The organism is Pseudomonas sp. NBRC 111127 (genome assembly GCF_001320345.1).
Taxonomy (GTDB): Bacteria; Pseudomonadota; Gammaproteobacteria; order Pseudomonadales; family Pseudomonadaceae; genus Aquipseudomonas; species Aquipseudomonas juntendi.
In genome coordinates this window covers 15,385-42,001 of record NZ_BCBD01000018.1, presented here as the reverse complement: position 1 = coordinate 42,001, position 26,617 = coordinate 15,385, and the positions used below count along the sequence as shown (strand labels likewise).

Annotated in this window: 19 protein-coding genes; 9 read left to right on the top strand and 10 right to left on the bottom strand. The window is 65.1% G+C overall.

What is annotated here, in order from left to right; genetic code table 11:
- The first annotated feature begins 37 nt into the window (after nt 1-37).
- On the top strand, nt 38-463 hold the full coding sequence (locus APH30_RS05685) for a hypothetical protein (RefSeq protein ID WP_009682779.1): 426 nt from the start codon (nt 38-40) through the stop codon (nt 461-463).
- 1 nt (nt 464) lies between these two features.
- Here APH30_RS05685 and APH30_RS05680 read toward each other — a convergent pair whose 3' ends face one another.
- Both APH30_RS05680 and APH30_RS05675 read right to left on the bottom strand, forming a co-directional pair.
- Nucleotides 465-1,163 (bottom strand): endonuclease, encoded by a 699-nt coding sequence (locus APH30_RS05680; RefSeq protein ID WP_054911921.1) that lies wholly within the window; start codon nt 1,161-1,163, stop codon nt 465-467.
- Between the two features lie 6 nt (nt 1,164-1,169).
- Complete coding sequence (locus APH30_RS05675) at nt 1,170-1,412, bottom strand: DUF1654 domain-containing protein (protein WP_009682781.1); 243 nt, start codon at nt 1,410-1,412, stop codon at nt 1,170-1,172.
- Between the two features lie 152 nt (nt 1,413-1,564).
- Between APH30_RS05675 and APH30_RS05670 the strand changes: the two genes are divergently transcribed.
- The 4 genes from APH30_RS05670 to APH30_RS05655 all read left to right on the top strand — a co-directional run bounded on the left by APH30_RS05670 (nt 1,565) and on the right by APH30_RS05655 (nt 11,404).
- Nucleotides 1,565-3,673 (top strand): TonB-dependent receptor, encoded by a 2,109-nt coding sequence (locus tag APH30_RS05670; RefSeq protein WP_082416113.1) that lies wholly within the window; start codon nt 1,565-1,567, stop codon nt 3,671-3,673.
- A 106-nt stretch (nt 3,674-3,779) separates the two neighbouring features.
- Entirely contained in the window at nt 3,780-6,140 is a 2,361-nt protein-coding gene (locus APH30_RS05665) for a DNA polymerase II (protein ID WP_054911920.1), read from the top strand.
- Nucleotides 6,141-6,218: 78 nt separating this feature from the next.
- Nucleotides 6,219-10,646, top strand: a complete 4,428-nt coding sequence (locus APH30_RS05660) for an NEL-type E3 ubiquitin ligase domain-containing protein (protein ID WP_054911919.1) — start codon at nt 6,219-6,221, stop codon at nt 10,644-10,646.
- A 206-nt stretch (nt 10,647-10,852) separates the two neighbouring features.
- Entirely contained in the window at nt 10,853-11,404 is a 552-nt protein-coding gene (locus APH30_RS05655) for a DUF4174 domain-containing protein (protein ID WP_009682785.1), read from the top strand.
- Between the two features lie 54 nt (nt 11,405-11,458).
- Here the strand turns inward: APH30_RS05655 and APH30_RS05650 are convergent, their stop codons facing one another.
- Together APH30_RS05650 and aroQ are read right to left on the bottom strand one after the other, a co-directional pair.
- Nucleotides 11,459-12,307, bottom strand: a complete 849-nt coding sequence (locus APH30_RS05650; protein ID WP_054911918.1) for a shikimate dehydrogenase — start codon at nt 12,305-12,307, stop codon at nt 11,459-11,461.
- Nucleotides 12,304-12,753, bottom strand: a complete 450-nt coding sequence (aroQ, locus tag APH30_RS05645) for a type II 3-dehydroquinate dehydratase (protein ID WP_054911917.1) — start codon at nt 12,751-12,753, stop codon at nt 12,304-12,306. The genes APH30_RS05650 and aroQ overlap by 4 nt, the downstream gene beginning before the upstream one ends.
- Before the next feature lie 237 nt (nt 12,754-12,990).
- Between aroQ and APH30_RS05640 the strand changes: the two genes are divergently transcribed.
- The 3 genes from APH30_RS05640 to APH30_RS05630 are packed head-to-tail and all read left to right on the top strand — an operon-like array spanning nt 12,991 to nt 18,599.
- The gene (locus APH30_RS05640; RefSeq protein WP_054911916.1) at nt 12,991-14,244 is read left to right on the top strand and encodes a TolC family protein; all 1,254 of its coding nucleotides are present in this window, start codon (nt 12,991-12,993) and stop codon (nt 14,242-14,244) included.
- Complete coding sequence (locus APH30_RS05635; RefSeq protein WP_054911915.1) at nt 14,237-15,436, top strand: efflux RND transporter periplasmic adaptor subunit; 1,200 nt, start codon at nt 14,237-14,239, stop codon at nt 15,434-15,436. Before APH30_RS05640 ends, APH30_RS05635 begins: the two co-directional genes overlap by 8 nt.
- Nucleotides 15,437-15,452: 16 nt before the next feature.
- Nucleotides 15,453-18,599: an efflux RND transporter permease subunit gene (locus tag APH30_RS05630; protein ID WP_054911914.1), complete on the top strand. Its 3,147-nt coding sequence runs from the start codon at nt 15,453-15,455 to the stop codon at nt 18,597-18,599.
- An 876-nt stretch (nt 18,600-19,475) separates the two neighbouring features.
- Here APH30_RS05630 and APH30_RS05625 read toward each other — a convergent pair.
- From APH30_RS05625 to APH30_RS05615, 3 genes are all read right to left on the bottom strand, one after another.
- Nucleotides 19,476-20,813 carry an MFS transporter gene (locus APH30_RS05625; RefSeq protein WP_054911913.1) on the bottom strand — a complete coding sequence of 446 codons (1,338 nt, stop codon included), beginning with the start codon at nt 20,811-20,813 and terminating at the stop codon, nt 19,476-19,478.
- Between the two features lie 186 nt (nt 20,814-20,999).
- Nucleotides 21,000-22,571 (bottom strand): sensor domain-containing diguanylate cyclase, encoded by a 1,572-nt coding sequence (locus APH30_RS05620; RefSeq protein ID WP_054911912.1) that lies wholly within the window; start codon nt 22,569-22,571, stop codon nt 21,000-21,002.
- Between the two features lie 58 nt (nt 22,572-22,629).
- On the bottom strand, nt 22,630-23,109 hold the full coding sequence (locus tag APH30_RS05615; protein WP_054911911.1) for a hypothetical protein: 480 nt from the start codon (nt 23,107-23,109) through the stop codon (nt 22,630-22,632).
- A gap of 130 nt (nt 23,110-23,239) precedes the next feature.
- On the opposite strand from APH30_RS05615, the gene APH30_RS05610 reads away from it, so the two are divergent.
- Nucleotides 23,240-23,737, top strand: a complete 498-nt coding sequence (locus APH30_RS05610; RefSeq protein ID WP_009683983.1) for a GNAT family N-acetyltransferase — start codon at nt 23,240-23,242, stop codon at nt 23,735-23,737.
- 41 nt (nt 23,738-23,778) lie between these two features.
- Here APH30_RS05610 and APH30_RS05605 read toward each other — a convergent pair whose 3' ends face one another.
- Genes APH30_RS05605 through APH30_RS05595 form a run of 3 tightly spaced genes read right to left on the bottom strand, consistent with a single transcriptional unit; the run spans nt 23,779 to nt 26,590 of the window.
- Complete coding sequence (locus APH30_RS05605; protein WP_054905220.1) at nt 23,779-24,567, bottom strand: ABC transporter ATP-binding protein; 789 nt, start codon at nt 24,565-24,567, stop codon at nt 23,779-23,781.
- Nucleotides 24,564-25,580, bottom strand: coding sequence for an iron ABC transporter permease (locus tag APH30_RS05600; protein WP_029884977.1), 1,017 nt, complete (start codon nt 25,578-25,580; stop codon nt 24,564-24,566). The genes APH30_RS05605 and APH30_RS05600 overlap by 4 nt, the downstream gene beginning before the upstream one ends.
- Nucleotides 25,580-26,590: an ABC transporter substrate-binding protein gene (locus APH30_RS05595; protein ID WP_054911910.1), complete on the bottom strand. Its 1,011-nt coding sequence runs from the start codon at nt 26,588-26,590 to the stop codon at nt 25,580-25,582. Before APH30_RS05595 ends, APH30_RS05600 begins: the two co-directional genes overlap by 1 nt.
- Nucleotides 26,591-26,617 lie beyond the last annotated feature (27 nt).

Here is a 26,617-nt window from a genome sequence, read left to right as displayed (position 1 = left end):
TGCTTGGGTAGGGAGAGGCTGAAATGGGGGGCGCCTGATGTCGACACTGGAGCGGGCCATAGCCGTGGCCGCCAGGGCGCATGAAGGGCAATACGACAAGGGTGGGGCGGCGTATATCCTTCACCCTTTACGTGTGATGCTGCGGGTTGCCACACCGGAACAGCGCATTGTTGCGGTGCTTCACGATGTGATCGAGGATACCCCGCTGACCCTCTCCGACCTGGCGCGGGAGGGCTTCGCGCTGAAGATTCTCGCAGCCCTGCTGGCGCTCAGCCGGCGTGAAGGCGAAGCTTATCAGGACTTTGTCGTGCGCCTGGGCGACGACCCGCTGGCGCGCACGGTCAAACTGGCTGACCTGGCCGACAACAGTGACCTTTCGCGTATTCCCTGCCCAGGCCCTGCCGACCTGGCGCGGCTGGCGCGCTATCGCGAGGCCAGCGCTTACCTGCAGGCACTTCGTTAGCTCAGCCGCAAGCCTTGAGGTTGACCGGCCCGACAAACTCGTTACCGCGCCCCATTACACAAGCTACCCGCTGGTTGCGTTGCAGCTCCCAGGGTTGTGGCGGGTAGGTTTTGTTCCAGGCTTCGAACAACTGCCGGTCCTGGCGCGACAAGCGCAGGTTGTACTGTTTGCTCATGTAGAAGTAGGTGCGCGCGATCATGCCGCGGATGGACGGGCGTGGCATCACCTTTCTGGTCTTGAAGTCGACCTGGGTCAGGCAACTGCCGTACTGACCACGCTGCTCGGGCAGCCAGCCGAAGCTGAAGTTGCTGCGATCACCGTTGACCTCGCCAATGCTTGGCACCAAGTTGTGCAGGTCGGCCTCCGCACGTTTGTAGACCTCATCATGCTGCGAGCACTGCTTGCGCCCGCCGCTTTGCCAGCACTGGCGCTGATGGCCGATCTGCCAGGCCGGTACGATGTGCTCCCATTCGATGCGCGCAGCGCGCCGGGCACTCTTGCGCGGGGTATAACCGCAGGAGGCCAGATCCACCTTGTTGCCTTTGTATTTGCACCCGCAGTAGAACTCTGTGGACTGCGGTGCATACAGCTTCCAGGCGACCTTCTTGGCCTCCTGGAAAGTGCGCGGGGCCTCGGCCTGGACAACAGGGGCGGCACACAGCAGGAGCAGGCCGGTAGCAGCGAAAAGCGGAATGCTCATGCCTGGTCAGTCTTCCTTCGGCACCGTCCAGAAAATCTGCACGCCGCCATCATCACGGTGGGCAAGGGTGACGTTGTCGTTCTCGGCAATTTCCCCGAGCAGGGTTTCCCAGTCGTCCGGGCTTTCCTGTTCCAGGCGGAAGATCAGCGCCGCGCGGCTGCGTTGGGCGGTGGGGCTGTTGATGATCTTCTGGATGCGAACACCCAGCTGAACGTAGCTGCTTGGGGTGGCGGAGGCGGTGCTGGACACAGGAATATCCTTGTTGTGCTGTATGTGTGTACAGTATTTCAGCGTAAGCAATTTCGCAACAGCTTGTCAGGGAAAATCCGGCGAGGCTGGCCAGAGGGTTCGCACTGTCGGTGCGGGTCTGGTGTAATGGCGGCCATTTTCGGAAGCTGCGCATGTATCGATTTCTTTCTCGTTTTCCTACCTCTGCAGGCCTGGTCCTGCTGATTGCAGGCGACTTTGGTGCGCTTGACGATGCCTGGGCCGATGCCCCCACTGCCGTGGTGATCGAGCCGCTGGTGGTGAGCGGTGCCTACCTGCCCACCCGTACGTTCGACCTGCCGTTCTCGGTCGATACCATCGACTTGTCCCGTGGCACTGACGGCCAGTTGGGCGTCAACCTGTCGGAAGTGCTGGGCAAGGTGCCAGGGCTGGTGGTGCAGAACCGCCAGAACTACGCCCAGGACCTGCAGGTTTCTTCGCGAGGCTACGGCGCCCGCTCGGCCTTCGGGGTGCGGGGCATCAAGCTGATCAGCGATGGGATCCCGGCCAGTACACCCGACGGTCAAGGGCAAGCGGCCACGCTCAACCTGGATGTGGCCGAGCGCATCGAGGTGTTGCGCGGCCCGGCCGCCACCCTGTACGGCAGCAACGCCGGTGGGGTTATCCAGATGTTCAGCCGCGACGGCCAGGGCCCTGCCCAGGTGGGTGCCGAAACCACCTTCGGCAGCGACGGTTTCAACAAGAACCACCTGAGCGCCGAGGGCGGTAACGACACGGCCGGTTTCCTGCTGGATGCGTCGCGCATGGACACCGACGGCTACCGTGACCACAGCGCGGCGCGCCGTGACCAGACCTTCGCCAAGGTCCATTTCAAGCCGGATAGCGAATCGCGCCTGGCGCTGATCTACAGCAGCCTGGAACAGAACGGCACCCAGGACCCTCTGGGGCAGACCTGGGAAGCCTACAAGCACGACCCGCGCTCCAGCGCGGCAGTGGCGCAAACCTATGACACGCGCAAGAGCATCGACCACCAGCAGTTGGGCATGAACTATGAGCGCTACATAGGTGACGCCACGTTGCAGCTGAACCTGTACGCCGGGCAGCGCCGGGTGGTGCAGTACCTGTCCATTCCCAAGACGGTGGTCTCGAACAGCCAGCGCGGGGGTGGCGTGGTCGACTTCGATCGGCAGTTCCAGGGCGGTACGCTGCGCTGGATCCAGCCGGTTGCCCAGGTGCCCGGCAATCTCACCCTGACCCTTGGCGCCGATTACGACCAGAGCAAGGATGACCGCCGTGGCTACCAGAACTTCAGCGCTGACCAGCTGGGTGTGAAGGGCGAGTTGCGACGTGACGAGCAGGACACCGCCACCAGCCTGGACCCTTACCTGCAGGCGCACTGGGAAATCGGTAACTGGACCAGCGAGCTGGGCTTGCGCTACAGCAGCATGAACATGCGCGTCGATGACCATTACCTGGCCAACGGTGACGCCAGCGGCTCCAAACGGTATCAGCAAGCTACCCCTTCGCTGTCTGTGATGTACGCCTTCACCCCTGATTTGCGTGGTTACGTGAGTGTCGGCAAAGGCTTCGAAACCCCCACGCAGGCCGAGATGGCCTATGCACCGGGAGCGGACGAACGCTTCAACTTCGGGCTCGAGCCTGCCACCAGCATGCAGTATGAAACGGGCCTGAAGTACCGGCTGAGCGAGCGCACGCGGCTGGACGCCGCCGTTTACGAGATCCAGACCGAAGACGAAATTGTCGTGGACCGTGCGACGGACGGCCGAACCAGCTATCGCAATGCCGGGAGTACCCTTCGGCGTGGTTTCGAGGCCCGCCTGCAGCAGGATTGGAACGACCAGTGGCAGGCCACTGTGGTGTACACCCGCACCGACGCGCGCTATGCCGAAAACGTCAGCCAGGCCATCGCACGTGGCAACCGCCTGCCAGGTGTGCCCCAGGACAACCTGTATGGCGAGGTGCTGTGGAAGCCGGTGGCGGCGGTCAGCATGGGCCTGGAAGGGCAGTACCGCAGCAAGGTGTATGTCGACGACAGCAACGCTGCCAAGGCGGCGCCGGCCTATGCCGTGTTCAATTGGCGTACGCGCTTCGAGCAGTATGTTGGCCCGTGGACATTCCACCAGCTGGTGCGCCTGGACAACCTGTTCGACCGGCAATATGTAGGGTCGGTGATCGTCGGCGACAGCAACGGGCGTTACTACGAGGCCGCGCCTGGGCGCTCATGGTATGCGGGGGCGGGTTTGGCGTACCGGTTCCAGTGACGGGCTACAGGGGCCGGGTGGCGCCTGCAGCGGCTGCCCAGCCACCGCTGGCAGTGCCGGTAGCGGTAGAATCAGCACCTGATCATACGCTTCAGAGGGAGATGCGGTGGAATTGCAGCAGGGCTTCGTCCTGACCCGGCATTGGCATGACACGCCCGAAGGGACCTGCGTGGAATTCTGGCTGGCTACCGATCAGGGGCCCCGGCAATTGCGCCTTGCCCCTCAGGACTCGGTGGCTTTCATCCCGCTGGCGCAGGCTGAACATGCCCGGGTGTTGTTGGCCAAAGAGCCAGGTGTACAGCTCAAGCCCTTGCAGTTGAAGGACTTCGAGCAGCGCCCGGTCATGGGGCTGTATTGCCGCCAGCACCGGCAGCTGATGCAACTGGAGCAACGCCTGCGCAACGCCGGCATCGACGTTTTCGAAGCCGACATTCGCCCGCCCGAACGCTACCTGATGGAGCGCTTCATCACCGCCCCCGTGCAGTTCACTGGCAAGCCTGATGCACAGGGCGTGCTCTGCGAAGCTCAGCTCAGGCCGCTGGCAGGTTACCGCCCACCGCTGCGCCTGGTGTCGCTGGACATCGAAACCAGCGAACGTGGGGAGTTGTACAGCATTGCCCTGGAGGGCTGTGGCCAGCGTCAGGTGTACATGCTTGGCAAACCCAACGGCGACCCGGCAGGGGTGGACTTCGATCTGCACTACTGCGCCGACCGCGCCGAGCTGCTGGTGTGCCTGAACCAGTGGATGGCGCTGCACGACCCCGACGCGATCATTGGCTGGAACCTGATCCAGTTCGACCTGCGCGTGCTGCATGAGCACGCCAAGGCGTTGCAGGTAGCGCTGGCCTTGGGGCGCAGAGGCGCAGCCATGACCTTGCGAAGCCAGGGCGGCGGTGGCCACGTATTCGCCGACGCCCCGGGGCGCTTGTTGATCGATGGCATCGAGGCGCTGCGCTCGGCCACCTGGAGTTTCCCGTCGTTCAGCCTCGAAAACGTCGCCCAGACGCTGCTCGGCGAAGGCAAAGCCATCGACACACCCTACCAGCGCATGGACGAAATCAACCGGCGCTTCGCCGAAGACAAACCGGCCCTGGCGCGGTACAACCTGAAGGACTGTGAGCTGGTGACGCGGATCTTCGCCCACACTCGCCTGCTCGAGTTCCTGCTGGAACGCTCATCGGTTACCGGCCTGGCGGTGGACCGCAGCGGCGGGTCGGTCGCCGCGTTTTGCCACTTGTACATTCCGCATATGCACCGCCTGGGGTACGTGGCGCCCAACTTGGGCAGCCGCCCGGACGAAGCCAGCCCTGGCGGCTTCGTCATGGACTCGCGCCCAGGTTTGTACGACTCGGTACTGGTCCTGGATTACAAAAGCCTGTATCCCTCGATCATTCGCACCTTCCTGATCGACCCGGTGGGCCTGGTGGAAGGTTTGCACCGTCCTGACGATGAGCACTCGGTGGAGGGTTTCCGTGGCGGGCGCTTTTCCCGCAGCCAGCATTGCCTGCCGGCCATCGTCGAGCGTGTGTGGCAGGGCAGGGAGGCGGCCAAACGCGAGGGTAACTCGCCGTTGTCCCAGGCACTGAAGATCATCATGAACGCCTTCTACGGTGTGCTGGGTTCCAGCGGTTGCCGCTTCTTCGACCCCCGGCTGGCCTCGTCCATCACCTTGCGTGGGCACCAGATCATGCACCAGACCCGGGCGCTGATCGAGGCCCGTGGTTTCGACGTGATCTATGGCGATACCGACTCCACCTTCGTCTGGCTCAAGGGTGCCCATGCCGAGGAAGACGCGGTGCGCATCGGTCGCGAGCTGGTGGCCGAGGTCAACCAGTGGTGGCAAACGCACCTGCGCGAAAGCATGAACCTGGACTGCGCCCTCGAGCTTCAGTTCGAGGTGCATTACCGGCGTTTCCTGATGCCCACCATCCGTGGTACCGACGAGGGCAGCAAGAAACGCTATGCCGGGCTCAGGCAGCGGGCTGATGGCACAGAAGAAATGGTGTTCAAGGGCCTGGAATCGGTGCGCACCGACTGGTCACCGCTGGCCCGGCAGTTTCAGCAGGAACTCTACGCACGCGTGTTTCGTGGTGAGCCGTACCGTGATTACCTGTGTGACTATGTACAGCGCACGCTGGCGGGTGAGAACGACGAGCTGCTGGTCTATCGCAAGCGCTTGCGGCGACCACTGGCCGACTATCAGCGCAATGTCCCGCCCCATGTGCGTGCCGCACGCCTGGCCGACGACTACAACAAGCGCCTGGGCCGCCCGCTGCAATACCAGCGCGGCGGCTGGATCAGCTATGTGATCACCACCGCAGGCCCAGAGCCGCTGGAAAACCTGCAAGCCCCCATCGACCATGATCATTACATCAGCCGGCAGTTGCAGCCGGTGGCTGATGCCATCCTGCCTTTTGTCGGCGACGACTTCGCGCGGCTGATCGACCATCAACTGCTGCTGTTCTGAACGGGTAGTAGATAGCTAGCCGTCGGCATGCCCTGAACCTGCACAAACTCTAGCCTCAACGCCATCGCGGAGGCACCGATGCAGGGCAAATCCACTTCACCTTCGAATGCGGTCGACGCGCTTGCCATCGCGCAAGCCTGCCAGGACCATTACATTGCACAGCGGCTGCCGGCCTGGATGGCGAAGCTGACGGTGGCCGACTACCGGCTGCTGAGCCAGGCACTGTCGCAGTTGCTGGCTTGCCGGGAAGGGCTGACGCAAGCCTTGGCACAGGTGCGCAACCTGGATGATTTCAGCCGGCCTTTGCTGCAGCAGGCGCTGGCCCGGTTTGGCACCCTGGATGTCGACCGCGTGTGCCTGCGGCAATGGTATTACTTCACGTCGCCGACCATCAGCTATGTGACCGGTCGGCTGCCGGTGGCCGACAGCGATTACTACGATACGCCGCTGCTGGAGGCAGCGCTGGGCAACTTCACCGAGGCCGAGCAGCATGAGCAGCCCCGCAAGAATTGCCTGGTGGATGCGCTGGGCGCCACGCGTACTGAGCTATCGGCAACGGCTTTCGTCAGGCTGTGCCGCACGCTGGACCTTGGCCAGCAGTACCAGGCGCACCTGGCGGGTGTTTTTCAGCCAAGCGTGCGCGAGCTGCTGGTTCGCCGCCAACGCTATGGCATGCTGGCCGATGCGCTTGCAGCCAGCGCACAGGGCGTGTTGAGCGCGGCCCAGCTGCACTGGGTGGTGCAACTGTGCATGCATGACACGCTTGGCACCCTCGCGGGATCGCCGGTCAGCGTCCGCCGGCTGGAACTGTTTGGTTGCCGCATGCAGCAGATCGTGGTGCTGGATGTCATTGCCGAGGGGACGTTCTACAACACCAGCAAGTACGTCCTGGTGTATGTACCTGGCGACCCCGCAGGCCCCTGGAGCGTGTGCAACGACCTGGAACACTACGCCCGCCGGGTGCTTGGCAAGCGTTTGCGCAAGAACGACTACCGGCGTTTCTTCAGCCGCTTCGTGCGCCGTCGCGACAGCCAGCGGTTTTTCTCTGCCGTGGGTGAGCGGCTCGACGATGTCACCCACTGGGCGACCCGCAGCCTTGATGAACAGACGCATGCCTATGGTTTACCGCTGTTCGATGCCCTGGCTGATGACTGGATTGGCCAGGTCAAGGATGACGCGGCGATCATCGCCCCGCCAGTGGCGATGCTCGATCGCCAGGCTCAGGCCGAGCATGCCCGCCGTTTACAGGCTGAAGGGCAAACCCTGCTCGGCATCGCAGGGCTTTTCGTGCCCGCAATTGGCGCGGTGATGCTGGGTGTGATGGCCTGGGAACTGCTTGAGCAAAGCTTCCAGGCGGTCAGTGACTGGCAACAGAACGAACGCAATGCTGCGCTGGCCCACCTGCTGAATGTGGGCAAAGGGTTGTTGACCGTCGGTGCAACCGTTGCTGTTGTCGCGGCGGCGCGACGTGCCTGGAGCGTGGTAGACCCACTGGTGCCGGCGCAGCTGCCAGGTGGCGAGGTAAAACTGTGGAACACCGACCTGGAACCCTACCGTTGTGGCACCCCGCCGGCTACCGCGGTGCGGGACGAGCAGGGGGTGTATCGCCTGGCCGAGCGCTGCTGGATCAGCATGGACGGTCACTGGTATGAAGTGGCGTGGCGCAAGAACGATGAACAATGGCAGTTGCTCCCTTACCAGGGCTATGCCCCCTTGCTCCGCCACAATGGCGCCGGTGCGTGGCGGCTGTGGTGCGAGCAGCCCGCCGAATGGGCAGACGCGCGCCAGCTGTTCCGCCGCCTGGGCAAGCCCTACAGCGACCTCGATGACCTGCAGATCGACCAGGCGCTGGCCATCCACGGGCTGGACGACCAGCACTTGCGGGCATGGCATGTGTATGGCCGAGCACCTGAGGCAGCGCTGGCTGACGCCGTGCAGCGGCTGCTGTTCGCTGGGCGGATCCACACGTTGGTCGGTCAACTGCGCGAAGGTGCCGCCACCGCCGATCAGCAATTGCTGGCGCGGGTGCTGAGCCTTCCCCAGGCGGCAGGCCTGCACGGGCGCGCGCTGGCCGAAGTGGCCTGGGCCGGGCGCCGGGAGCTGCTGCAAGCCATGTACGAGGAGCACAACACCGGCCCGCAAACCCCTTGCCCTTTGCAACGGGCCTTCGCCAGCCTGCACCGCCTGGCGGCCAGGGAAGTGATGCGCAATGCCAGCGAGGACGACCTGCAGCACCTGCAAGAGACCGGGCGCGTGCCGCTGTTCATGGCCGAGGCGGCCAGGCTGCAGGTTACGCGGATTCGAACCGCGCGGGTCTTTGAGGCGCTGCGCATCGATACCCCACAGAATCTGGACCTGGCGCGGGTTGTGCTGAACCTGCTGGGGCAGGTGCCGGGGGCCGGTGGGCCAGGCTGGCGATTGTTCGACGGTGAGGCCAGCGAGCCGCTGCTGACGATCGAAGGCGCGGGCCCAACCTTCGATCTGCTGCACCAGCATGGGGTGTTTCGCTTGCACGCCCGTGCCCAGGCCAACGCCGGTGCTGCCGGGGAGCTGTTCGAAACACTGGCGGCGGCGTATGACGCCGAGGCACGAGCGGCCAGCCGGCAGCCTGCTGTGTTCGCACCCGCCCTGCGCCAGGCGTTGGCAGACCTTGCCTTCAACCAGCGGCCAGCCGTGCTGGCCGCCCTTGGCATGGGCCAGCGCCGTGGCGCCTTCGTGGCACCGCTGCGGCTCGCTGACGGCCGCATTGGCTACCCCATGGCCGGCGGCAGGTTATGGGCTGCGTTCGGGCGGCTCAGGCCGCGGGCGCTGCAGGCACGCCTGCGCGACCTGTACCCGGCCTTCAGCGACGAGCAGGTTGGCCAATGGTTGGCGTCAGCCGATGCCCGGGCCAGGTTGAACGGCCTGGAGGCGCAATACCGACAGCTCAACAGCCACCTCGACAGGTGGGTAATCAATGCGGTTGCCACACCTGAACTGACTGCCCGGCGTGAGTTCAGAAAAGGCTTGATCGACTGCTGGCGCTTGCTCATCCCAGAGTTGCAGGACCAGGCATCTGTGCAGGGAGGGCGCTTCATGCTGACCCAGACCCGCAGCCGTTTGCGCCAACTGCCTGGCCTGCCGGCCCAAGTGAGTTTCGCGCACGTGTCCATACTGGCCTTGCGCGCCATGCGGCTGGAGCAGGTGCCCGACGATTTCCTGCAGGCGTTTCCCAACTTGCGCAACCTGGAAATCACCAATTGCCGGCTCAGGCGCCTGCCGCTGCCTCAGATGCTGGCACAAAGGCTGGAGGTGCTCGACCTGTCAGGCAATCAGATCGCGCTCGACGAAAGCCAGGCGCTGGTCCTGGCCGGTTGCCGCTCCCTGGTGTACCTGAACCTTTCGGACAACCCGTTGCGCCGGGCATTTTCCGTGTTCGCCATGACCGAGCTCAACGCCTTGCACCTGTCACGCACGCAACTGCCGGAGTTTCCCTACGGCACGCTGGACGCGCCGCAACTGCACACGCTGGACCTCAGTGGCAACAGTATTTCAGTGCTGCCTGACGACCTGCATCAGTCACACCTGTGGCGCGCGGGCCGGGTCGAACTGTCGGGCAACCTGCTGGCGGCTGCATCGCAGGCGTCTTCCAGCTGGCATTGGCTCGAGGCGAGTCGCGTGCCGTATCGGTTCCGTTATCTGGACCTGGTGGCGGCAGAACGTCGCGATGAAATGGCCGCGCTGTGGGTTCATCTGGAAGCCGATGAGGTATCGGACGACTTCTTCAAGACGTTGTCCGTACTGACCACCTCCGGCGCATTCAAGTTTTCCTCCACCGCCTGCGCGCTGGCAGCCCGGGTACTGGAAATGTTCGAAGCAATGAGTGAAGACACTGCGCTGCGGCTGGAGCTGTTCAGGCACGCCGCGGCGACGGATTGCCAGGACAACGCCACTGCCCGTTTCGCTGACCTGGAAGTGCGCTTGATGATATGGCGTACGCGCCGCCAGCAGGGTGGGCGCCCCCCGGAGCAGGGCTTGTTGTGGCTCGGCGGGCAGTTATGGCGCTTGGCGTTGCTCGATCAGTTCGCGGCAGAACATGCCCGCCGGTTGGGGGCCGGCAGTGAGTCACTCGAATTCGCCCTGGCTTACTGTGTTGCCTTGCGCACGGCCCTGGATTTGCCCGCCCAGCCCGGGGAGATGTTGTATACCGATATTGCCAGGCTGCAGGACACCGACCTTCGTTCGGCGCGTGCCTTCGTGCTGGCAGCGCAGACCCGCGACGGCATGGCTGAATACCTTTCCAGGCAACGCTTCTGGCAGGACTACCTGCGGGGCAGTTTCCCCGATCGCCTGCAAGTGCCGCAGGACATGCATGATGAACTGGAGCGGCTGATGGTGCTGGGCAACCAGGAAGCGCAGGTCGAGCGGCTGCAGATTCGGAATCAGCAGCGTGAGCATGCCCTGCTGTTGCAACTGACCCTCGAAGCCCTGGACAGAAACGCGCCCGGCGACAGCACGACGGGGTAAAACGGCCAGCGCAGCGCTGCCGGCCGGTGGCTATGCGCTATGCTCAGAGCAGGCGGCGATGTTTGCACAGGCCTCGCCGCCCGGTCACGGAAATCGGAAGTTACCTTTGTGGCAAGCACGCCATGGGCGGTTGGTTTAGGCTCCCGCGTCGGATCTTTCTCCATGATCTGTAGTCTTTGGTTTATCGAGAGAATAAGGAGATATGCATGCTCGTCCGCTCACTGACCCTCGCCACCCTGCTCGCGCTTGCCGGCCCTTTGCATGCCGCTGACAGTGATGCACCGTTGGCCAAGGAACTGGGCAAGGCGCGGCCATTGGTGGTCATTGCGCCGAGCAGCGCCGACCCCACCCTGCGTGGGCTCAACAAAGCGCTCGAAGACCCGGCTACCCAGGCAAAATTCAAGGAGCGCAGCCTGGTGCTGTACAGCGTGGCGCAAATGATGGGCAAACGGGAGGACAAGAACCTCGAGCAGCAAACCACCATGGCGCTGATCCGCGAGCTGAAGCTGGGGGCGAGCAAAGGCACCAAGGTGATTCTGGTGGGCAAGGATGGTGAGCGGCATGTGCTCAAGGATGACGAGGACAACACCGCCCTCGATCCCCAGGTGATCTTCGAGGCAGTCGATGCGCTGCCCGCGAGCGAGAAGGCGGTAACCGCACCAGAGCCGGTGGCGGCCGCACCGCAAACCAAGGCCAAGGACAGCAAACCTGCCAAACCGGCCAAGCCTGCCGCCCCGCCCAAGCCGCTGGAAGACTGACCGCGTGGCGGCCCTGAGCTTGCTCAGGGCCGTTGCCACGCAGGCCTGGCTCAGTCAGGAGAAGCTGGCGAAATGTGCCTGCATCCGCGCGGCGTCAGCCTGCCGGCCGCTGAACAGTTCGAATGCTTTCACAGCCTGGAACACCGCCATGTTGCTACCGTCCAGTGTGCGGCAGCCCAGCGCCCGTGCAGCGCGCAGCAGTTCGGTTTCCAGCGGGAAGTAGATGATCTCCGCCACCCACAGCCGTGCATGCAGCAGCGCCACTGGCAGCGGCGTGCCGGGTAGCTTGGCCATGCCGACCGGGGTGGTGTTGACCAGCCCGTCCGCATCGGCCAGTGCCGTGGCCAAGTCACCGCCAAGCACTGCCCGCCCCGCACCGAAATGCGCATTCAGGTTGTCGACCAGTGCCTGAGCGCGGGCGGTATCCACTTCGAACAACACCAGCTGTTCAACCCCTTCGCCCAGCAAGGCATGCGCCACCGCCGAGCCCGCGCCGCCAGCCCCCATCTGCACCACCTTGCGGCGGGCCACATCGGGCAGGCCGCGGCGCAAACCTTCGGCAAAGCCCAGGCAATCGGTGTTGTGGCCAACCCGCTTGCCGTCCTTGAGTACCACGGTGTTGACCGCGCCGATGCCGCGCGCTTCATCCGACAGCTCGTCGAGCAACGGCAGGATCGCCTGCTTGAACGGGTAGGTGATGTTCAGGCCGGTAAAACCCGTGTGCTGCGCAGCGTCGAGCAGGCCGGGCAGGGCGCTGTCGTCCAGTTGCAACTGGTCGGCGTCGATCAGCCGGTAAAGATAGCGCAGGGCCTGGGCATCGCCTTCGTGCTCGTGCAGGGCCGGGGTGCGCGACAGTTGGATACCCCGGCCGATCAGGCCGGCAAGGATGGCAGGCTGGCTCATGCTGCACGCTCCTCGAGCAGTTCGGCGAAGTGGCTGATGGCCATGCGGTAGCCGTGGCTTCCCAGGCCGCAGATGACGCCGACCGCGATCGACGAAACGAACGACACGTGGCGGAACGGTTCACGTTTGTGCACGTTGGACAGGTGCACTTCGATGACCGGTACTTCGCTGGCCACCAGCGCATCGCGAATGGCTACCGAGGTGTGGGTCCAGGCACCTGGATTGATCACGATACCGGCGCAGCGATTGCGCGCGGCGTGGATCCAGTCGATCAGTTCACCTTCATGGTTGGTTTGCCGGAATTCGACTTCCAGGCCGTGGGCATTGGCAGTGTCGGCGCAGTGTTGGCCAAGGTCGGCAAGGGTTTCGTAACCATACTGGGCCGGCTCTCGGGTGCCCAGCATGTTCAGGTTGGGGCCGTTGAGCACGAGAATGAGGGGCGTCATGACGGGCTTCGCTTTGTTGTTGTTGGATCTGCCTAGTTTTGTACTGACTGGTTAGTTCCGTCAATTGAGGGGAGCCGCCGTGCTGGGAAAGTGGGCGATTATCGAACCGCGTTCGCCGCCAAGGCGCGCTGGTGTACAGGCTGCACGCCTTACAGAATTGTAATTTTCATGCCACCACCCCGATAACCAGCCCTCTCTACAGTCCCTCGCCACCCTTCGTCGACGAGGACCTGTTCCGTGCTCATCCCCCGCAAGTTCGCCTTGCTCTGCCTGCTGCTGGTTGGCGCCACGAGCGCCCACGCCAGCCAGCGCTTGAGCTTGCCCCAGGCGCTGGCCGCCGCTTTTGCCCAGAACCCGGAACTGGCTGCCACCAGCCGCGAAATCGGCATTGCCGACGGCGAGCGGCGCCAGGCCGGGTTACTGCCCAACCCCGAGCTGGCGTGGGAGGTGGAGGACACGCGCCGGGACACCAGCACCACCACCATCACCCTCAGCCAGCCGCTGGAACTGGGCGGCAAGCGCGCTGCACGCATCGCCGCGGCCGGCGTCGGTCAGGCGATCGCCCAGCTTGACCTGGAACGCCAGCGCAATGGCCTGCGTGCCGATGTGGTCCAGGCGTTCCATGCCGCCTTGCGGGCACAGACCGCGCTGGAGCTGGCGCAGCAATCCCAGGCCTTGACCGCCCGCGGCTTGCGGGTGGTGCAGGGGCGGGTCACTGCCGGCCAGTCATCGCCCGTGGAGGCCACCCGCGCCCAGGTGCAACTGGCCCAGGCCGAGGCCCAACTGCGCCGCGCGCAAACCCAGCGTAGCGTGGCCTACCAGGCCCTGGCGCGTTTGACTGGCAGCCCGCTGGCCAGCTTCGACAGCTTGCAGGCGGCCAACCTTTCGCCTGGGGCCGCGCCCAGTACTGACACCTTGCTCGCCCGCGTCGAGCAAACGGTCGAGTGGCGCCTGGCCGCCGCCCAGGTCGAGCGTGGCGATGCGGCGTTGGGCACGGAAAAGGCTCAGCGCATTCCCAACCTCACCGTCAGCCTTGGCAGCCAGTACAGCCGCGAAGAGCGCGAGCGGGTGAACGTGGTTGGCCTGTCCATGCCGCTGCCGTTGTTCGACCGTAACCAGGGCAACGTGCTGGCGGCTGCGCGCCGTGCCGACCAGGCGCGTGACTTGCGCAATGCCGTGGCCCTGCGCTTGCGCAGCGAAACCCGCAGCGCCGTCGACCAATGGGCCACGGCCATGCAGGAGGTGGCGGCCTACGACCGCACCATCCTGCCGGCTGCACAGCAAGCCGTGGACACCGCCACCCGTGGTTTCGAAATGGGCAAGTTCGCTTTTCTCGATGTACTCGATGCCCAGCGCACGCTGATCGAGGCCCGTGGCCTGTACCTCGAGGCCCTGGCCACGGCGGCCGATGCACGCGCGCGGGTCGAGCGTATCTACGGCGACCTCGATGACCTGGGCAACCCAATGATCAGCAGGAGCAGCAATGACTAACCCACGTAAGTTGGCCCTACTGGCAGCCACCCTGGCCGCGTTAGGCCTCGGTGGCCTGGCCTGGACCGGTACGCTCGGCCAGGCAGCCACTGCCCAGCCAGCTGAAGACAGCCATGAGCATGGCGAGGCGGACGCCGCCGAAGGCCATGCAGAAACAGAGCACGACGATGAACAAGGGCAGGTGCACCTGTCCATCGCCCAGATCGAAGCTGCCGGGGTGCAGTTGGTTGCTGCCGGGCCGCGCGCGCTGGGTACAGCCATAAACTTCCCCGGTGAAATCCGTTTTGACGAGGACCGCACCGCCCACGTGGTACCGCGGGTGCCGGGTGTGGTCGAGGCAGTCCAGGCCGAATTGGGCCAGGCGGTCAAGCGCGGGCAGGTGCTGGCGGTAATCGCCAGCCAGCAGATATCTGACCTGCGCAGCGAGCAGCAGGCTGCCCAACGCCGCCTTGAGCTGGCGCGCCTGACCTTGCGCCGCGAACAACAGCTGTGGCAGGAGCGCATCAGCGCCGAGCAGGATTACCTGCAGGCGCGCCAGGCGCTGCAGGAGGCCGAAATCGCCTTGGCCAATGCCCGGCAGAAGGTCGCGGCGGTAGGGCCGGCAGGTGCCGGCAACCGCTATGAACTGCGCGCACCGTTCGACGCCGTGGTCGTGGAGAAACACCTGAGCGTGGGTGAGGTGGTCGACGCGACCAGCAACGCCTTCACCCTGTCTGACCTGAGCCGGGTGTGGGCGACTTTTGCCGTGGCACCGCGTGAGTTGGACAAGGTACGCACCGGCCGTACGGTCATGGTCAGCGCGCCAGACCTGGGGGCCCAGGTCGAAGGCAAGGTCAATTACGTTGGCAGCCTGCTCGGCGAGCAGAACCGTGCCGCCACCGTCCGTGCCAGCCTGGCCAACCCTGACGGCGCCTGGCGCCCCGGTTTGTTCGTCAATGTTGCGGTCAGCATCGAACGTTTCGAGGCTGCGGTAGTGGTGCCTGAAATCGCCCTGCAAAGCCTGGACGCGCAGACCGTGGTATTTGCCCGTACCGAGCAGGGCTTCGAGGCCCGACCCGTAACCACCGGCCGTCGCGATGCCGGGCAGGTGGAAATCACCAGCGGCCTGGCCGCCGGAACCCAGGTGGCTGCCGCCGGCAGCTTCGTTCTCAAGTCGGAGCTGGGCAAAGGCTCGGCCGAGCACAGCCATTGACCAGGGGTACGCCTGCATGTTCGAACGCCTGATCCAATTTGCCATCGAGCAGCGCCTGGTGGTGATGCTGGCTGTGGTCCTGATGGCCGCGGTGGGCATTCACAGCTACCGGCAGTTGCCGATCGACGCCGTACCGGATATCACCAACGTCCAGGTGCAAATCAACACGGCCGCACCCGGTTACTCGCCTCTGGAGACCGAGCAGCGCATCACCTTCGCCATCGAAACCGCCATGGCCGGCCTGCCCGGGCTCAAGCAGACGCGCTCGCTGTCGCGCTCGGGGTTGTCACAGGTCACGGTGATCTTCGAGGACGGCACCGACCTGTTCTTCGCCCGCCAGTTGGTCAACGAGCGCCTGCAAGTGGCGCGCGAGCAACTGCCCGAGGGCATCGAGGCTGGCATGGGGCCGATCTCCACCGGGCTGGGGGAGATTTTTCTGTGGACGGTGGAAGCCGAAGAGGGGGCCCTGAAGGAAGACGGCACCCCCTACAGCGCAACCGACCTGCGCGTGATCCAGGACTGGATCATCAAGCCGCAGTTGCGCAACGTGCCCGGGGTGGCAGAGGTCAACAGCATTGGCGGGCACGCCAAGCAGTACCTGATTGCGCCGGACCCCAAGCGCCTGGCGGCCTACAAGCTCACCCTCAACGACCTGGTCGCGGCGCTGGAGCGTAACAACGCCAACGTCGGCGCGGGTTACATCGAACGTAACGGCGAGCAGTTGCTGATCCGCGCGCCTGGGCAGGTGGCCTCGGCCGATGATATCGCCAACATCGTCATCTCCAGCGTGGACGGCACCCCGATCCGCGTCAGCCACGTTGCCCAGGTAGGCCTTGGCGAAGCGTTACGCTCGGGGGCGGCGACCGAAAACGGTCGCGAGGTGGTGCTGGGCACGGTATTCATGTTGATCGGCGAAAACAGCCGCACGGTATCCCAGGCAGTGGCTGCCAAGCTGGTGGAGATCAACCGCAGCCTGCCCGAAGGGGTGTCGGCGGTGACCGTGTACGACCGCACCAACCTGGTGGAAAAGGCCATCGCCACGGTGAAGAAGAACCTGATCGAGGGGGCCATTCTGGTGATCGCCGTGCTGTTCCTGTTCCTGGGGAACATTCGCGCGGCACTGATCACCGCCATGGTCATTCCGTTGTCGATGCTGTTCACCTTCACGGGCATGTTCGCCAACAAGGTCAGCGCCAACCTGATGAGCCTGGGCGCGCTGGATTTCGGCATCATTGTCGACGGCGCGGTGGTGATCGTGGAAAACGCCATCCGCCGACTGGCGCATGCCCAGCAACGGCATGGCCGCATGCTGACGCGCAGCGAGCGCTTGCACGAGGTGTTTGCCGCCGCCCGCGAAGCACGGCGGCCACTGATCTACGGGCAGTTGATCATCATGGTGGTGTACCTGCCGATCTTCGCCCTGACCGGGGTCGAAGGCAAGATGTTCCACCCCATGGCCTTCACCGTGGTCATCGCCCTGCTTGGCGCGATGCTCCTTTCGGTGACCTTCGTACCCGCTGCGATCGCCCTGTTCGTCACCGGCAAGGTCAAGGAAGAAGAGGGCCTGGTAATGCGCACGGCGCGGCAGCGTTATGCGCCGGTGCTGGCCTGGGTGCTGGGCCGGCGCCGGCGTGCTTTTGCCGGGGCAGCGGCCTTGGTGCTGTTGTCCGGGGTAATGGCCAGCCGCATGGGCAGTGAATTCATCCCCAGCCTCAGCGAGGGTGATTTTGCCCTGCAGGCCCTGCGTGTGCCGGGCACCAGCCTGTCGCAATCGGTGGACATGCAGCAGCGCCTGGAGCAGGCCATCATCGCCCAGGTGCCCGAGGTGGAGCGGGTGTTTGCCCGTACCGGTACCGCCGAGATCGCTGCCGACCCGATGCCGCCGAATATTTCCGATGCCTATGTGATGCTGCGCCCGCGCGAGCAATGGGTCGACCCCGGTAAGTCACGCGAGGCGCTGATCGCCGACGTGCAACGTGCCGCCGCCAGTGTTCCCGGCAGCAATTATGAGTTGTCTCAGCCGATCCAGTTGCGTTTCAACGAGCTGATTTCCGGTGTTCGCAGTGATGTGGCGGTGAAGCTGTTCGGTGACGACATGCAGGTGCTCAACCGTACTGCCGCACAGATCGCCGGCAGCCTGCAGGGCGTACCCGGTGCGTCCGAGGTGAAGGTCGAGCAGACCACGGGCCTGCCGGTGCTGACCATCGACATCGACCGCGACAAGGCCGCCCGCCATGGCCTGAACGTGGGCGATGTGCAGGATGCCATCGCCACCGCGGTGGGCGGCCGCAAGGCGGGTACCTTGTATGAAGGTGACCGGCGGTTCGATATGGTGGTGCGCCTGTCGGAAACCTTGCGTACCGACGTGGATGGGCTGGCCAGCCTGCTGATCCCGGTGCCGGCCAGTGGGGCTGCGGGCACCGGGCAGATCGGCTTCATCCCGCTGTCGCAGGTGGCCACCCTTGACCTGCAACTGGGGCCGAACCAGGTCAGCCGCGAAGACGGCAAGCGGGTGGTGGTGGTCAGCGCCAACGTGCGGGGGCGCGACCTGGGCTCGTTCGTGCAGGAGGCCGAGCAGGTATTGCGCGGCCAGGTGCCGATACCGCCTGGGTACTGGACACGCTGGGGTGGCCAGTTCGAACAGCTGCAATCGGCGGCCGAGCGCCTGCAAGTGGTGGTGCCAGTGGCCTTGCTGCTGGTCATGGCGTTGCTGTTGATGATGTTCAACAACCTCAGGGATGGCCTGCTGGTGTTCACTGGAATTCCGTTCGCCCTCACAGGGGGCGTCCTGGCCCTGTGGTTGCGCGACATTCCCTTGTCGATTTCCGCTGGCGTGGGCTTCATTGCCCTGTCGGGGGTGGCCGTGCTCAATGGCCTGGTGATGATTGCCTTCATCCGCGGCTTGCGTGAGCAGGGGCGAACGCTGCGGGCGGCGGTCGAGGAGGGCGCGCTGACCCGTTTGCGCCCGGTACTGATGACGGCGCTGGTGGCGTCACTGGGCTTCATTCCCATGGCCTTGGCGACGGGCACCGGGGCTGAGGTGCAGCGGCCATTGGCGACCGTGGTGATTGGCGGAATTCTGTCTTCGACCGCCTTGACCTTGCTGGTATTGCCGGCGTTGTACCAATGGGCTTATCGACGCGAAGAGGCGCAGGAGGGGTAAAGCCCTGGGGCCGCTGGGGCGGCCCATCGCGGCACACCTCCACCCTGCAGGGTGTGCCTGGTGGGAGTAACTGTCTTTCTCAAAATTTGAAAAGCCTGCGCGATTCACCTGTGGGAGCGGGCAAGCCCGCGAAGCAGGCGACGCGGTGTCTGGCACCGGCTTTGCCGGTGTTCGCGGGCACGCCCGCTCCCACAGGGTGAGGTGCGCTGGCTTGGAGTTGCCGCCGTACTTGCAGGAGCAGCTGTCTTTCTCAAATTTTGAAAAGCATGCGCGATTCGTTGTAGGAGCGGGCTTGCCCGCGAAGCAGGCAACGCGGTGTCTGGCACCGGCTGCGCCGGTGTTCGCGGGCATGCCCGCTCCCACAGGGTGAGGTGCGCTGGCTTGGAGTTGCCGCCGTACTTGCAGGAGCAACTGTCTTTCTCAAAATTTGAAGCCTGCGCGATTCAACCTGTGGGAGCGGGCAAGCCCGCGAAGCAGGCGACGCGGTGTCTGGCACCGGCTGCGCCGGTGTTCGCGGGCACGCCCGCTCCCACAGGGCCTGCGCTGGCTTGGAGTTGCCGCCGTACTTGCAGGAGCAGCTGTCTTTCTCAAATTTTGAAAAGCCTGCGCGATTCGTTGTAGGAGCGGGCTTGCCCGCCAAGCAGGCAACGCGGTATCTGGCACCGGCTGCGCCGGTGTTCGCGGGCATGCCCGCTCCCACAGGTACTGCACTGGGTTTGAAGCTTGCGCGACAGCCTGCGCGATTCGTTGTGGGAGCGGGCTCTAGGCACCTGCGGCATCCAGCTTGTCATTCGCCGCTCTCACTCCAGACTCTAATCCCCTCTCAAGACACACGCGGCTTTGTGTCGCGATGGGCTGCACGGCAGCCCCAGGATCTCAAACCGAGCCTTGAACGCCTTGGCCTACACCCTCGGCGTTGGGTTCATCATGCAGCGATATCCGGGACGTTTCCGGCAACGCCAGCCCGCCGAGCAAAGCCACCAACGCAATCACCACCAGGTAGAACGCCGGCGCCAGGCTGCTGCCGGTCTGCCCGATCAGCCAGGTCGCGACCAGCGGCGCGGTGCCACCGAACAGCGTATAGGCCACGTTGTAGGTAATGGCCGAAGCGGTGTAGCGGGTCCGGGTCGGGAAGCTCTCCGACAGCAATGCCGCTGTCACCACCCCGCTGCACAGCGCCCCGACCGCCAGCAGAATCACCCCCAGCAGGGCCCCCGGCATCGAGCCGGAGCTGGCCAGCCAGTAGGCCGGGAACACGCACAGCATCACCCACAGGCAGGTGAAGCCGATGGTCTTGCGCCGCCCGAACCGGTCCGACAGCGCCCCCGCCAGCGGGCAGCCGATGGCGGCGAACAGCAGGGCTACGGTGGTGACCAGCAGCGACTGCGCCCGGGTCAGGTTGCCGACCAGTTGCAGGTAGGTGGCGAAGTAGGTGGTGAACATGTAGAACGACAACGCCGTCAGCGAAATGAACGCCCCCAGGTTGCGAATGGCCCGGCCGTGGTGGCGCAGGGTTTCCTTGAGTGGCGAATGCTCGTGCTCCTTGCCCTGGGCCACGGCTTCCCGGAATGCCGGGGTTTCTTCCATGCGCCAGCGCAGGTACAGGCCGACCAGGCCCAGTGGCGCGGCGATCAGGAACGGAATGCGCCAGCCCCAGGCAGCCATGGCTTCGCTGGACAGGCTGGCTTCCAGGCTATAGGCGACCACCGCCGCACAGGCGAACGCGGAAAAGGTCGAAACCGGTACGAAGCTGCCGTAGAAAGCCCGCTTGTCGTTGGGCGCGTGTTCCATCAGGTAGGCGCAGGCCCCGGCGTATTCGCCACCGGCAGAAAACCCCTGCAGGCAGCGCGCCAAGGTCAGCAATACCGGCGCGGCCAGGCCGATGCTGGCGTAGGTCGGCAGCAGGCCGATCAGGGTGGTGGAGCCGGCCATCAGCAAGATGGTCAGCGAGAGGATGCGCTTGCGCCCCAGCCGATCGCCGAGGGCGCCGAACACGATACCGCCCAGGGGGCGCAAGGCGAAGGCCACCGCGAACACGGCAAAGGTCTTGAGCAAGGCGACGCTGGAATCTTCGCTGGCAAAGAACTGGCTGGCGATCAGCGTGGCGAGAAAGCCGTACACGGCAAAGTCGAACCATTCGACGAAGTTGCCGATGGCCGAGGCGGCGATCACCCTGCGCAGGGTGGCGGGGGATACCTCATGAGGTGCGGACATGCGGGTGCTCTCCGATTCCATTGGCAGGCATGATGAACGTGATGCGGTCTGGCCGCGCCATCATTGTTATGCCTGCCAGTAGATAACCGGGCAGCGCAAGGCGCTTTGTCGAGGACGACCTCGGGATACCTGAATCAACCGCCATCGACACGGCGTGTGCCCGGCAGCGCAGCGGGCGCCAGGCAATCAGGCGACAGCGACGCGATTGCGCCCTTCCTGCTTGGCCCGGTACAGCGCCAGGTCAGCCTCGCTCAGCACGGTTTCCGGCTCGCGCCCCGGCTCGCCGCTCCAGTGGGCCACCCCCAGTGACAGGGTCACCGCGCCCACCGGCTGGATCGGCGTTTCCTGCACCGTCACCCGCAGGCGCTCAGCGACCGCGGCGGCCACCTCCAGGCTGGCCCCAGGCAGCAGCATGAGAAACTCTTCACCGCCGGTGCGGCAAAGCAGGTCACCCTCGCGGCAACAGCGGCGCATCAGCTCGGCCAGCCGCTGCAGCACCTGGTCACCGACCACATGCCCATGCTTGTCGTTGACCTGCTTGAAGTGGTCGATATCCAGCACGATGGCTGCAAATGCCCGGCCTTCGGCTTCCAGCAGCGACAGGTTGAGCTCCAGGCTGCGGCGGTTGCCCAGGCCTGTCAGGGGGTCGGTCTGGGCATCGCGGTTGAGCCTGCCGATGCGCGCCTGCAGCAAGTTCAAGCCGAACAGCAAGGCGCGCTTGAGCTCTGCGGCCTCGAAGTACCAGGCCCGCACGCGATGCAAGCGCTCAGCGGTGCCGGGGCGGTCCATCGAGCGGGCACCTGCAGCCAGTTGCCACAGTGGGCGGGCGATGGTCAGGGCCAGCCACCACAGCAGCAAGCAGCCTATCAGGGCCAGCGGCGCGGAAGTACCGACCACGTTCAGCACCAGGCGGCTGAGCGGCATCATGGTTTGTGCCAGTGGCTGCTGTGCCACCACGCCCCAGCCGGCGCTGGGCACGGTGGCGAAGCCGGCGACCATCTCCACACCTTGGCTGTTGGTCAGCTGGCGGGTGCCGTTGCCCAGGGTGGTCAGTTGGTCGATCAGCTCATTGCCCTGCACGACGGTACCCACCCGCTGGCTGTCGGGGTGGTAGAGCAACCGGCGATTGCGGTCGACCACATACAGGTACGAACCGTCCTTGTAGAAGTGCTCGCCGAGCAGGCGGTTGAGGATGTTGCGTTCCCGCAGGTAAAGGCTGCCACCGACATACCCCAGGTAGCGGCCGTTGGCGTCGACGACCGGTTGCGTCAGCGCCACCACCAGGTTGTTGGCCGCCGACAGGTAGGGTGTCGACACCAGCGCGCGGCGTTCCTGCAATGCCTCCTGCACACCGGGCGATTGCATCCGGGTGCCGACCATGTGGCGTAGCGGGGCGGGGGATATCGCCAGCAGCACGCCATTGGCATCGATCACGAACGTGGAATTGAACGCCATGCTCTGGCCCAGCACGCGGTCGGTTTCGCGCTGCAAGGCGGCGGGATCGTCCAGTTGCCGGCCTTGCTCGCTGGCGCTGAACGCCAGTTGCTGCAAGGCACTACCGATGAATGCATCGGTGATGCTGGCCAGCTTGGCCGCATACACCCGGTTGGCTTCCAGCGCGTGGTCGATCAGCAATTGGCGCTGCACCCGGTAGCTGGCGAAATAGCTGGCGCACAGCATGACCACGGCAGTAAGGGCGCACAGCACCAGAATGAGTGTGCGTAGATCCAGGCGCAGTCCGTGCTTGGCGTGTGGCAATCCTGACCTCGAGTGTTCGAATAGGGCTACGAAACGGAAGCGACCGTGCCGGTCGCGCTCATGAACCTGCCTTGTCCAAGGCGTTCAGTTCGTCTTGCACCTGCTGCATGCGCTGCTCGGCCAATGCTTGCACCTTGGGGTCGCGGGCGGTTTCACGCATCAGGCCGGTGAGTTTGTCGCTCAGTTGCCGGCCAGCATCGGTGTCTTCCAGGGCACGGGCCTTGGCCGGGTCCTGGGTGGCAGCGACAATGGTGGCGAACTCGGCGTCACTGAAATGCTGTTTGCTGTAGAGGCGGAACAGGTCCTGGCGCTGGTCTTCTACCGTCAGGTGCTTGCGCAGCACATCTTCAATGGTGGCACGCGCCAGCCGTGGGTGCTGACGGGCCAGCAGCCCGGCCATGCGTTCGATGTTGTGGTCGTAGGCATCCTGCAGCGGCAGCTGGGCAAGAATCTGCTCTTCACGGGAGGGCTTCTGGTCGCAGGCGGTAACGGCAGCAATCAGCAACAGCGGCAACAGCAACTTCTGGATGCGAGGCATGGCGTGGCCTGGTCGGGCAGTGAAGGCTGCCGATTATAGCGAGGTCAGCCCTGCCGCGACGAGCCCTGCGATTTGCCTTGTACGGCCGGCTGGGTTAGAACCGTGCACCCAACACTCAGGCTTGAACCTTATGCCGAACTGGACGTTGCAACCTGTTACCCGCGATGCCATTGGCCAAGTGCTGGCGTTTGTCGACAGCGCGCGCCGCGAGCTGTTTCCGGCGCTGGCCAATGCACCGTTGCCCCGGGACCTGGCGCATTTCAGCGAAACCTACCTTGAAGGCGAGGGCTGCTTCCTGGAAGCCCGGGTTGATGAGCGCCTGGTCGGGGTGATCGGCTACCTGCCCTACGACCACCGTTTCAGCCAGCTTGATTATGCTGGCGAGCGGGTAGTTGAAGTGGTGCGCCTGTTCGTGCTGCCGGCGTACCGCAGGCGCGGGCTTGCCGCCGCGTTGTTCGGCGCCTTGCGCCAGCAGGCGCTGCAGGCTGGCATCGGTTGCCTCTACCTGCATACCCACCCATTCCTGCCGGGGGCCATCACGTTCTGGGAGCGGCAAGGCTTCGCTGTCGTGGACGTGGAGCCAGACCCGGTCTGGCAAACCACGCACATGCAACTGCGCTTGGGCTGAGCAGGCCAGGCGCCTGGGCTACCCAGGCTTCTGCCGGTAGCTCAGGGGGCGCGAAAGCGCAGGATGCGTGTGCCGTCCCAGGGGTCGGTGAGGTAATGGCCATGAACACCAAAGGTGTGCAGCAGGCACTCGGGGGTCAGTACCTCGAACGGCGTGCCGAGGGCGACCAGCCGGCCTTTGTCGAGCACTGCAACGCGGTCGCAGGTCAGCGCCTGGTTGAGGTCGTGCAGGGCCACCAGGGTGGTCACCTGCAGGGCTTGTACCTGTTGCAGCAGGCTCAGTTGGTGCTGGATGTCCAGGTGGTTGGTCGGTTCGTCGAGCAGCAGCACCTGCGGCCGTTGGGCCAGGGCGCGGGCGATATGCACGCGCTGGCGCTCGCCACCGGACAACGAACCCCAAAGGCGAGCGCGCAGGTGCAAGGCGTCGAGGTCGGCCAGTGCCTGCTCGACAATCGCCCGGTCCGCACTGGAGAACGGCGCAATGGCTGACAGCCACGGCGTGCGGCCCAAGGCGACCGCGTCGAACACATTGATTGCATCGAGGGTGTCGGCCTGCTGTTCAACCAGTGCCAGGCATTGGGCCACGCGCCGGCGAGGCATGCCTGCCAGTGGCTCGCCCATCAACTGCACGCTGCCGCAGGCCGGCGGGCGCAGGCCGGCCAGCACCTTCAGCAGCGAAGACTTGCCTGAGCCGTTGGGGCCGACGATCGCGAGTGTTTCACCCGCCACCAGGTTGAGGTGGATGTCGTGCAGCACCCGTTTGCCGGCCAGTTGCAGGCCGAGATCCTGGCAGCTCAGCGGCGCCAGTTGGAATGCAGCCATGACCGTCATGGGCGCCCCCGGCGGCTGACCAGTATCAGCGCGAAGACAGGCGCGCCAAGCAGCGCGGTGACCACGCCCACCGGTATGACCTGGCCGCTGATCAGCGTGCGCGAGAGGATGTCGGCGGCAATCAGAAACAGTGCCCCGCCCAATGCACTGGCAGGCAGCAAGCGGCTGTGTCCGGGGCCGAGCAGCAGGCGCAGGGCGTGTGGAATGACCAGCCCGACGAAACCGATGGCGCCGACGATGGACACCATCACGGCCGTTACCAGCGCCGCGCAACTGATCAGCAGTAACTGGGTGCGCCGCACCGGTATGCCCAGCGAAGCTGCCGAGTCGGCGCCGAAGGTGAAGGCATCCAGCGCGCGGCGATGCCACAGGCACACCAGCAAGCCGAACAGTGCCACTGGCACGGCCAGCCATACTGCGGGCCAGCGCACGCCACTGAGGTTGCCCAGCAGCCAGAACAGGATGCCCCGTGCCTGCTCGGCGGTGGCCGACTTGGTGATCAGGAATGCCGTCAGGGCATTGAACAGTTGCGACCCGGCGATACCGGCCAGAATCACCTGGGCGTTATTGCTGCCAGGGCCTGCCGCGCGGGCCAGCACCAGCACCAGGGCAAAGGCCGCCAGGGCACCGATGAAGGCGCCGGCCGACATGCTCAAAGCCAGGCTGCCCAGGCCCAGCAGGCCAACCAGTACGGCACCGGTCGAAGCGCCGGCGGACAGCCCCAGCAGGTAGGGCTCGGCCAGGGGATTGCGCAGCAGCGCCTGGAGGATCACGCCGCAGGTGGCCAGGCCGGCACCGCAGGCCGCCGCAACCAGTGTGCGGGTCAGGCGATAGTTCCAGATGATCCCGGCATCGATCGGGTCGACCGGATAACCGGCTTGCCACAGCTGGTTGGCCAGCACCTGGCCGACCACGCGCGGTGCCAGGCCGGTTTCGCCAATGGCTGTGCCGGCGAGCAGGGCCGCCAGCAGTGCGGCCACGGCCAGGCCGATACAGGCTGACAGTCGACTGATCACTGGCTGGCTTTACCGCTGGCAAAAGCGGCCGCCAACGTCTGCACACCACGGAACAGGCGGATGCCCGCCTGCATGGCGTCGGCGTCGAGGATGATGATGCGGTCGTGCTTCACCGCGTCCATGTTGCGCGTTACCGGGTCGCTGCGCAGGAATGCCAGTTTCTTCTGGTAGTCGTCGGCGGGGAAACGCCGGCGGTCCATGCGGGCAATGATCAGCCAGGTGGGGTTGGCCCTGGCCAGGGTTTCCCAACCTACGGTGGGCCACTCCTCGCTGGACTCGACCACATTGCGCACCCCCAGGGTGCGCAGCATGAAGTCGGCGACGCCTTGGCGGCCCGCGACGTAAGGGTCGATGACCAGGTTGGCGCTGGAGAACCAGAACAGTGCCGAGGTGCCCGACAGGTCCTTGCCGGCCAATTGCGCGCGGGCGCTGTCCAGGCGGCCTTTGAGCTCGGCGTTCAGGGCCACGCCGCGCGCCTGTACATCGAAGATCTCCGCCAGCTGGCTGACGCTCTTGTAGATACTGTCGACCTGGAACGCCTGCAGGCGGGTGCCGTCGGCACCGATCAGGTTGTCCTTGCCTTCACAGTCCGAGGGCAACAGGTAGGTGGGGATGTTCAGTTCGGCGAACTGTTCGCGCGTACCGACCACACCCTGCGGCCCGACCATCCACTCGAACTGCACGGCCACCAGTTGCGGGCGTTGGCCAACCACCGCCTCGAAACTGGGTTCGTTGTCGGCCAGGCGCGGTACCGTGGCGTTCACGGCCTGGTATTCGGGCAACACATTGTTGAACCACAGCGAGCTCGCCGCGAGCTTGTCACCCAGGCCCAGGGCATAGAGCATCTCGGTGCCGGCCTGGCCGATGGTCACGGCGCGCTGCGGGGCCTGGGCAAAGGTCTGCGGCTTACCGCAATTGTCCACCGTCAGCGGGTACTGGGTGGCGGCGGCCTGGGCCAGGCCGCTGAGGCTGAGGCCGGCAAGCAGGGTGGCGAAGCGGGGCAGCATGCTGGGCGATCTCCTATCGGACAGTTC

Bases quoted from the DNA above. Each gene is read 5' to 3' on its own strand.
- APH30_RS05685 (WP_009682779.1), top strand. From the start codon at position 38: ATGTCGACACTGGAGCGGGCCATAGCCGTGGCCGCCAGGGCGCATGAA.
- APH30_RS05680 (WP_054911921.1), bottom strand. From the start codon at position 1,163: ATGAGCATTCCGCTTTTCGCTGCTACCGGCCTGCTCCTGCTGTGTGCC.
- APH30_RS05670 (WP_082416113.1), top strand. From the start codon at position 1,565: ATGTATCGATTTCTTTCTCGTTTTCCTACCTCTGCAGGCCTGGTCCTG.
- APH30_RS05660 (WP_054911919.1), top strand. From the start codon at position 6,219: ATGCAGGGCAAATCCACTTCACCTTCGAATGCGGTCGACGCGCTTGCC.
- APH30_RS05655 (WP_009682785.1), top strand. From the start codon at position 10,853: ATGCTCGTCCGCTCACTGACCCTCGCCACCCTGCTCGCGCTTGCCGGC.
- APH30_RS05650 (WP_054911918.1), bottom strand. From the start codon at position 12,307: ATGAGCCAGCCTGCCATCCTTGCCGGCCTGATCGGCCGGGGTATCCAA.
- aroQ (WP_054911917.1), bottom strand. From the start codon at position 12,753: ATGACGCCCCTCATTCTCGTGCTCAACGGCCCCAACCTGAACATGCTG.
- APH30_RS05635 (WP_054911915.1), top strand. From the start codon at position 14,237: ATGACTAACCCACGTAAGTTGGCCCTACTGGCAGCCACCCTGGCCGCG.
- APH30_RS05630 (WP_054911914.1), top strand. From the start codon at position 15,453: ATGTTCGAACGCCTGATCCAATTTGCCATCGAGCAGCGCCTGGTGGTG.
- APH30_RS05625 (WP_054911913.1), bottom strand. From the start codon at position 20,813: ATGTCCGCACCTCATGAGGTATCCCCCGCCACCCTGCGCAGGGTGATC.
- APH30_RS05615 (WP_054911911.1), bottom strand. From the start codon at position 23,109: ATGCCTCGCATCCAGAAGTTGCTGTTGCCGCTGTTGCTGATTGCTGCC.
- APH30_RS05610 (WP_009683983.1), top strand. From the start codon at position 23,240: ATGCCGAACTGGACGTTGCAACCTGTTACCCGCGATGCCATTGGCCAA.
- APH30_RS05605 (WP_054905220.1), bottom strand. From the start codon at position 24,567: ATGACGGTCATGGCTGCATTCCAACTGGCGCCGCTGAGCTGCCAGGAT.
- APH30_RS05595 (WP_054911910.1), bottom strand. From the start codon at position 26,590: ATGCTGCCCCGCTTCGCCACCCTGCTTGCCGGCCTCAGCCTCAGCGGC.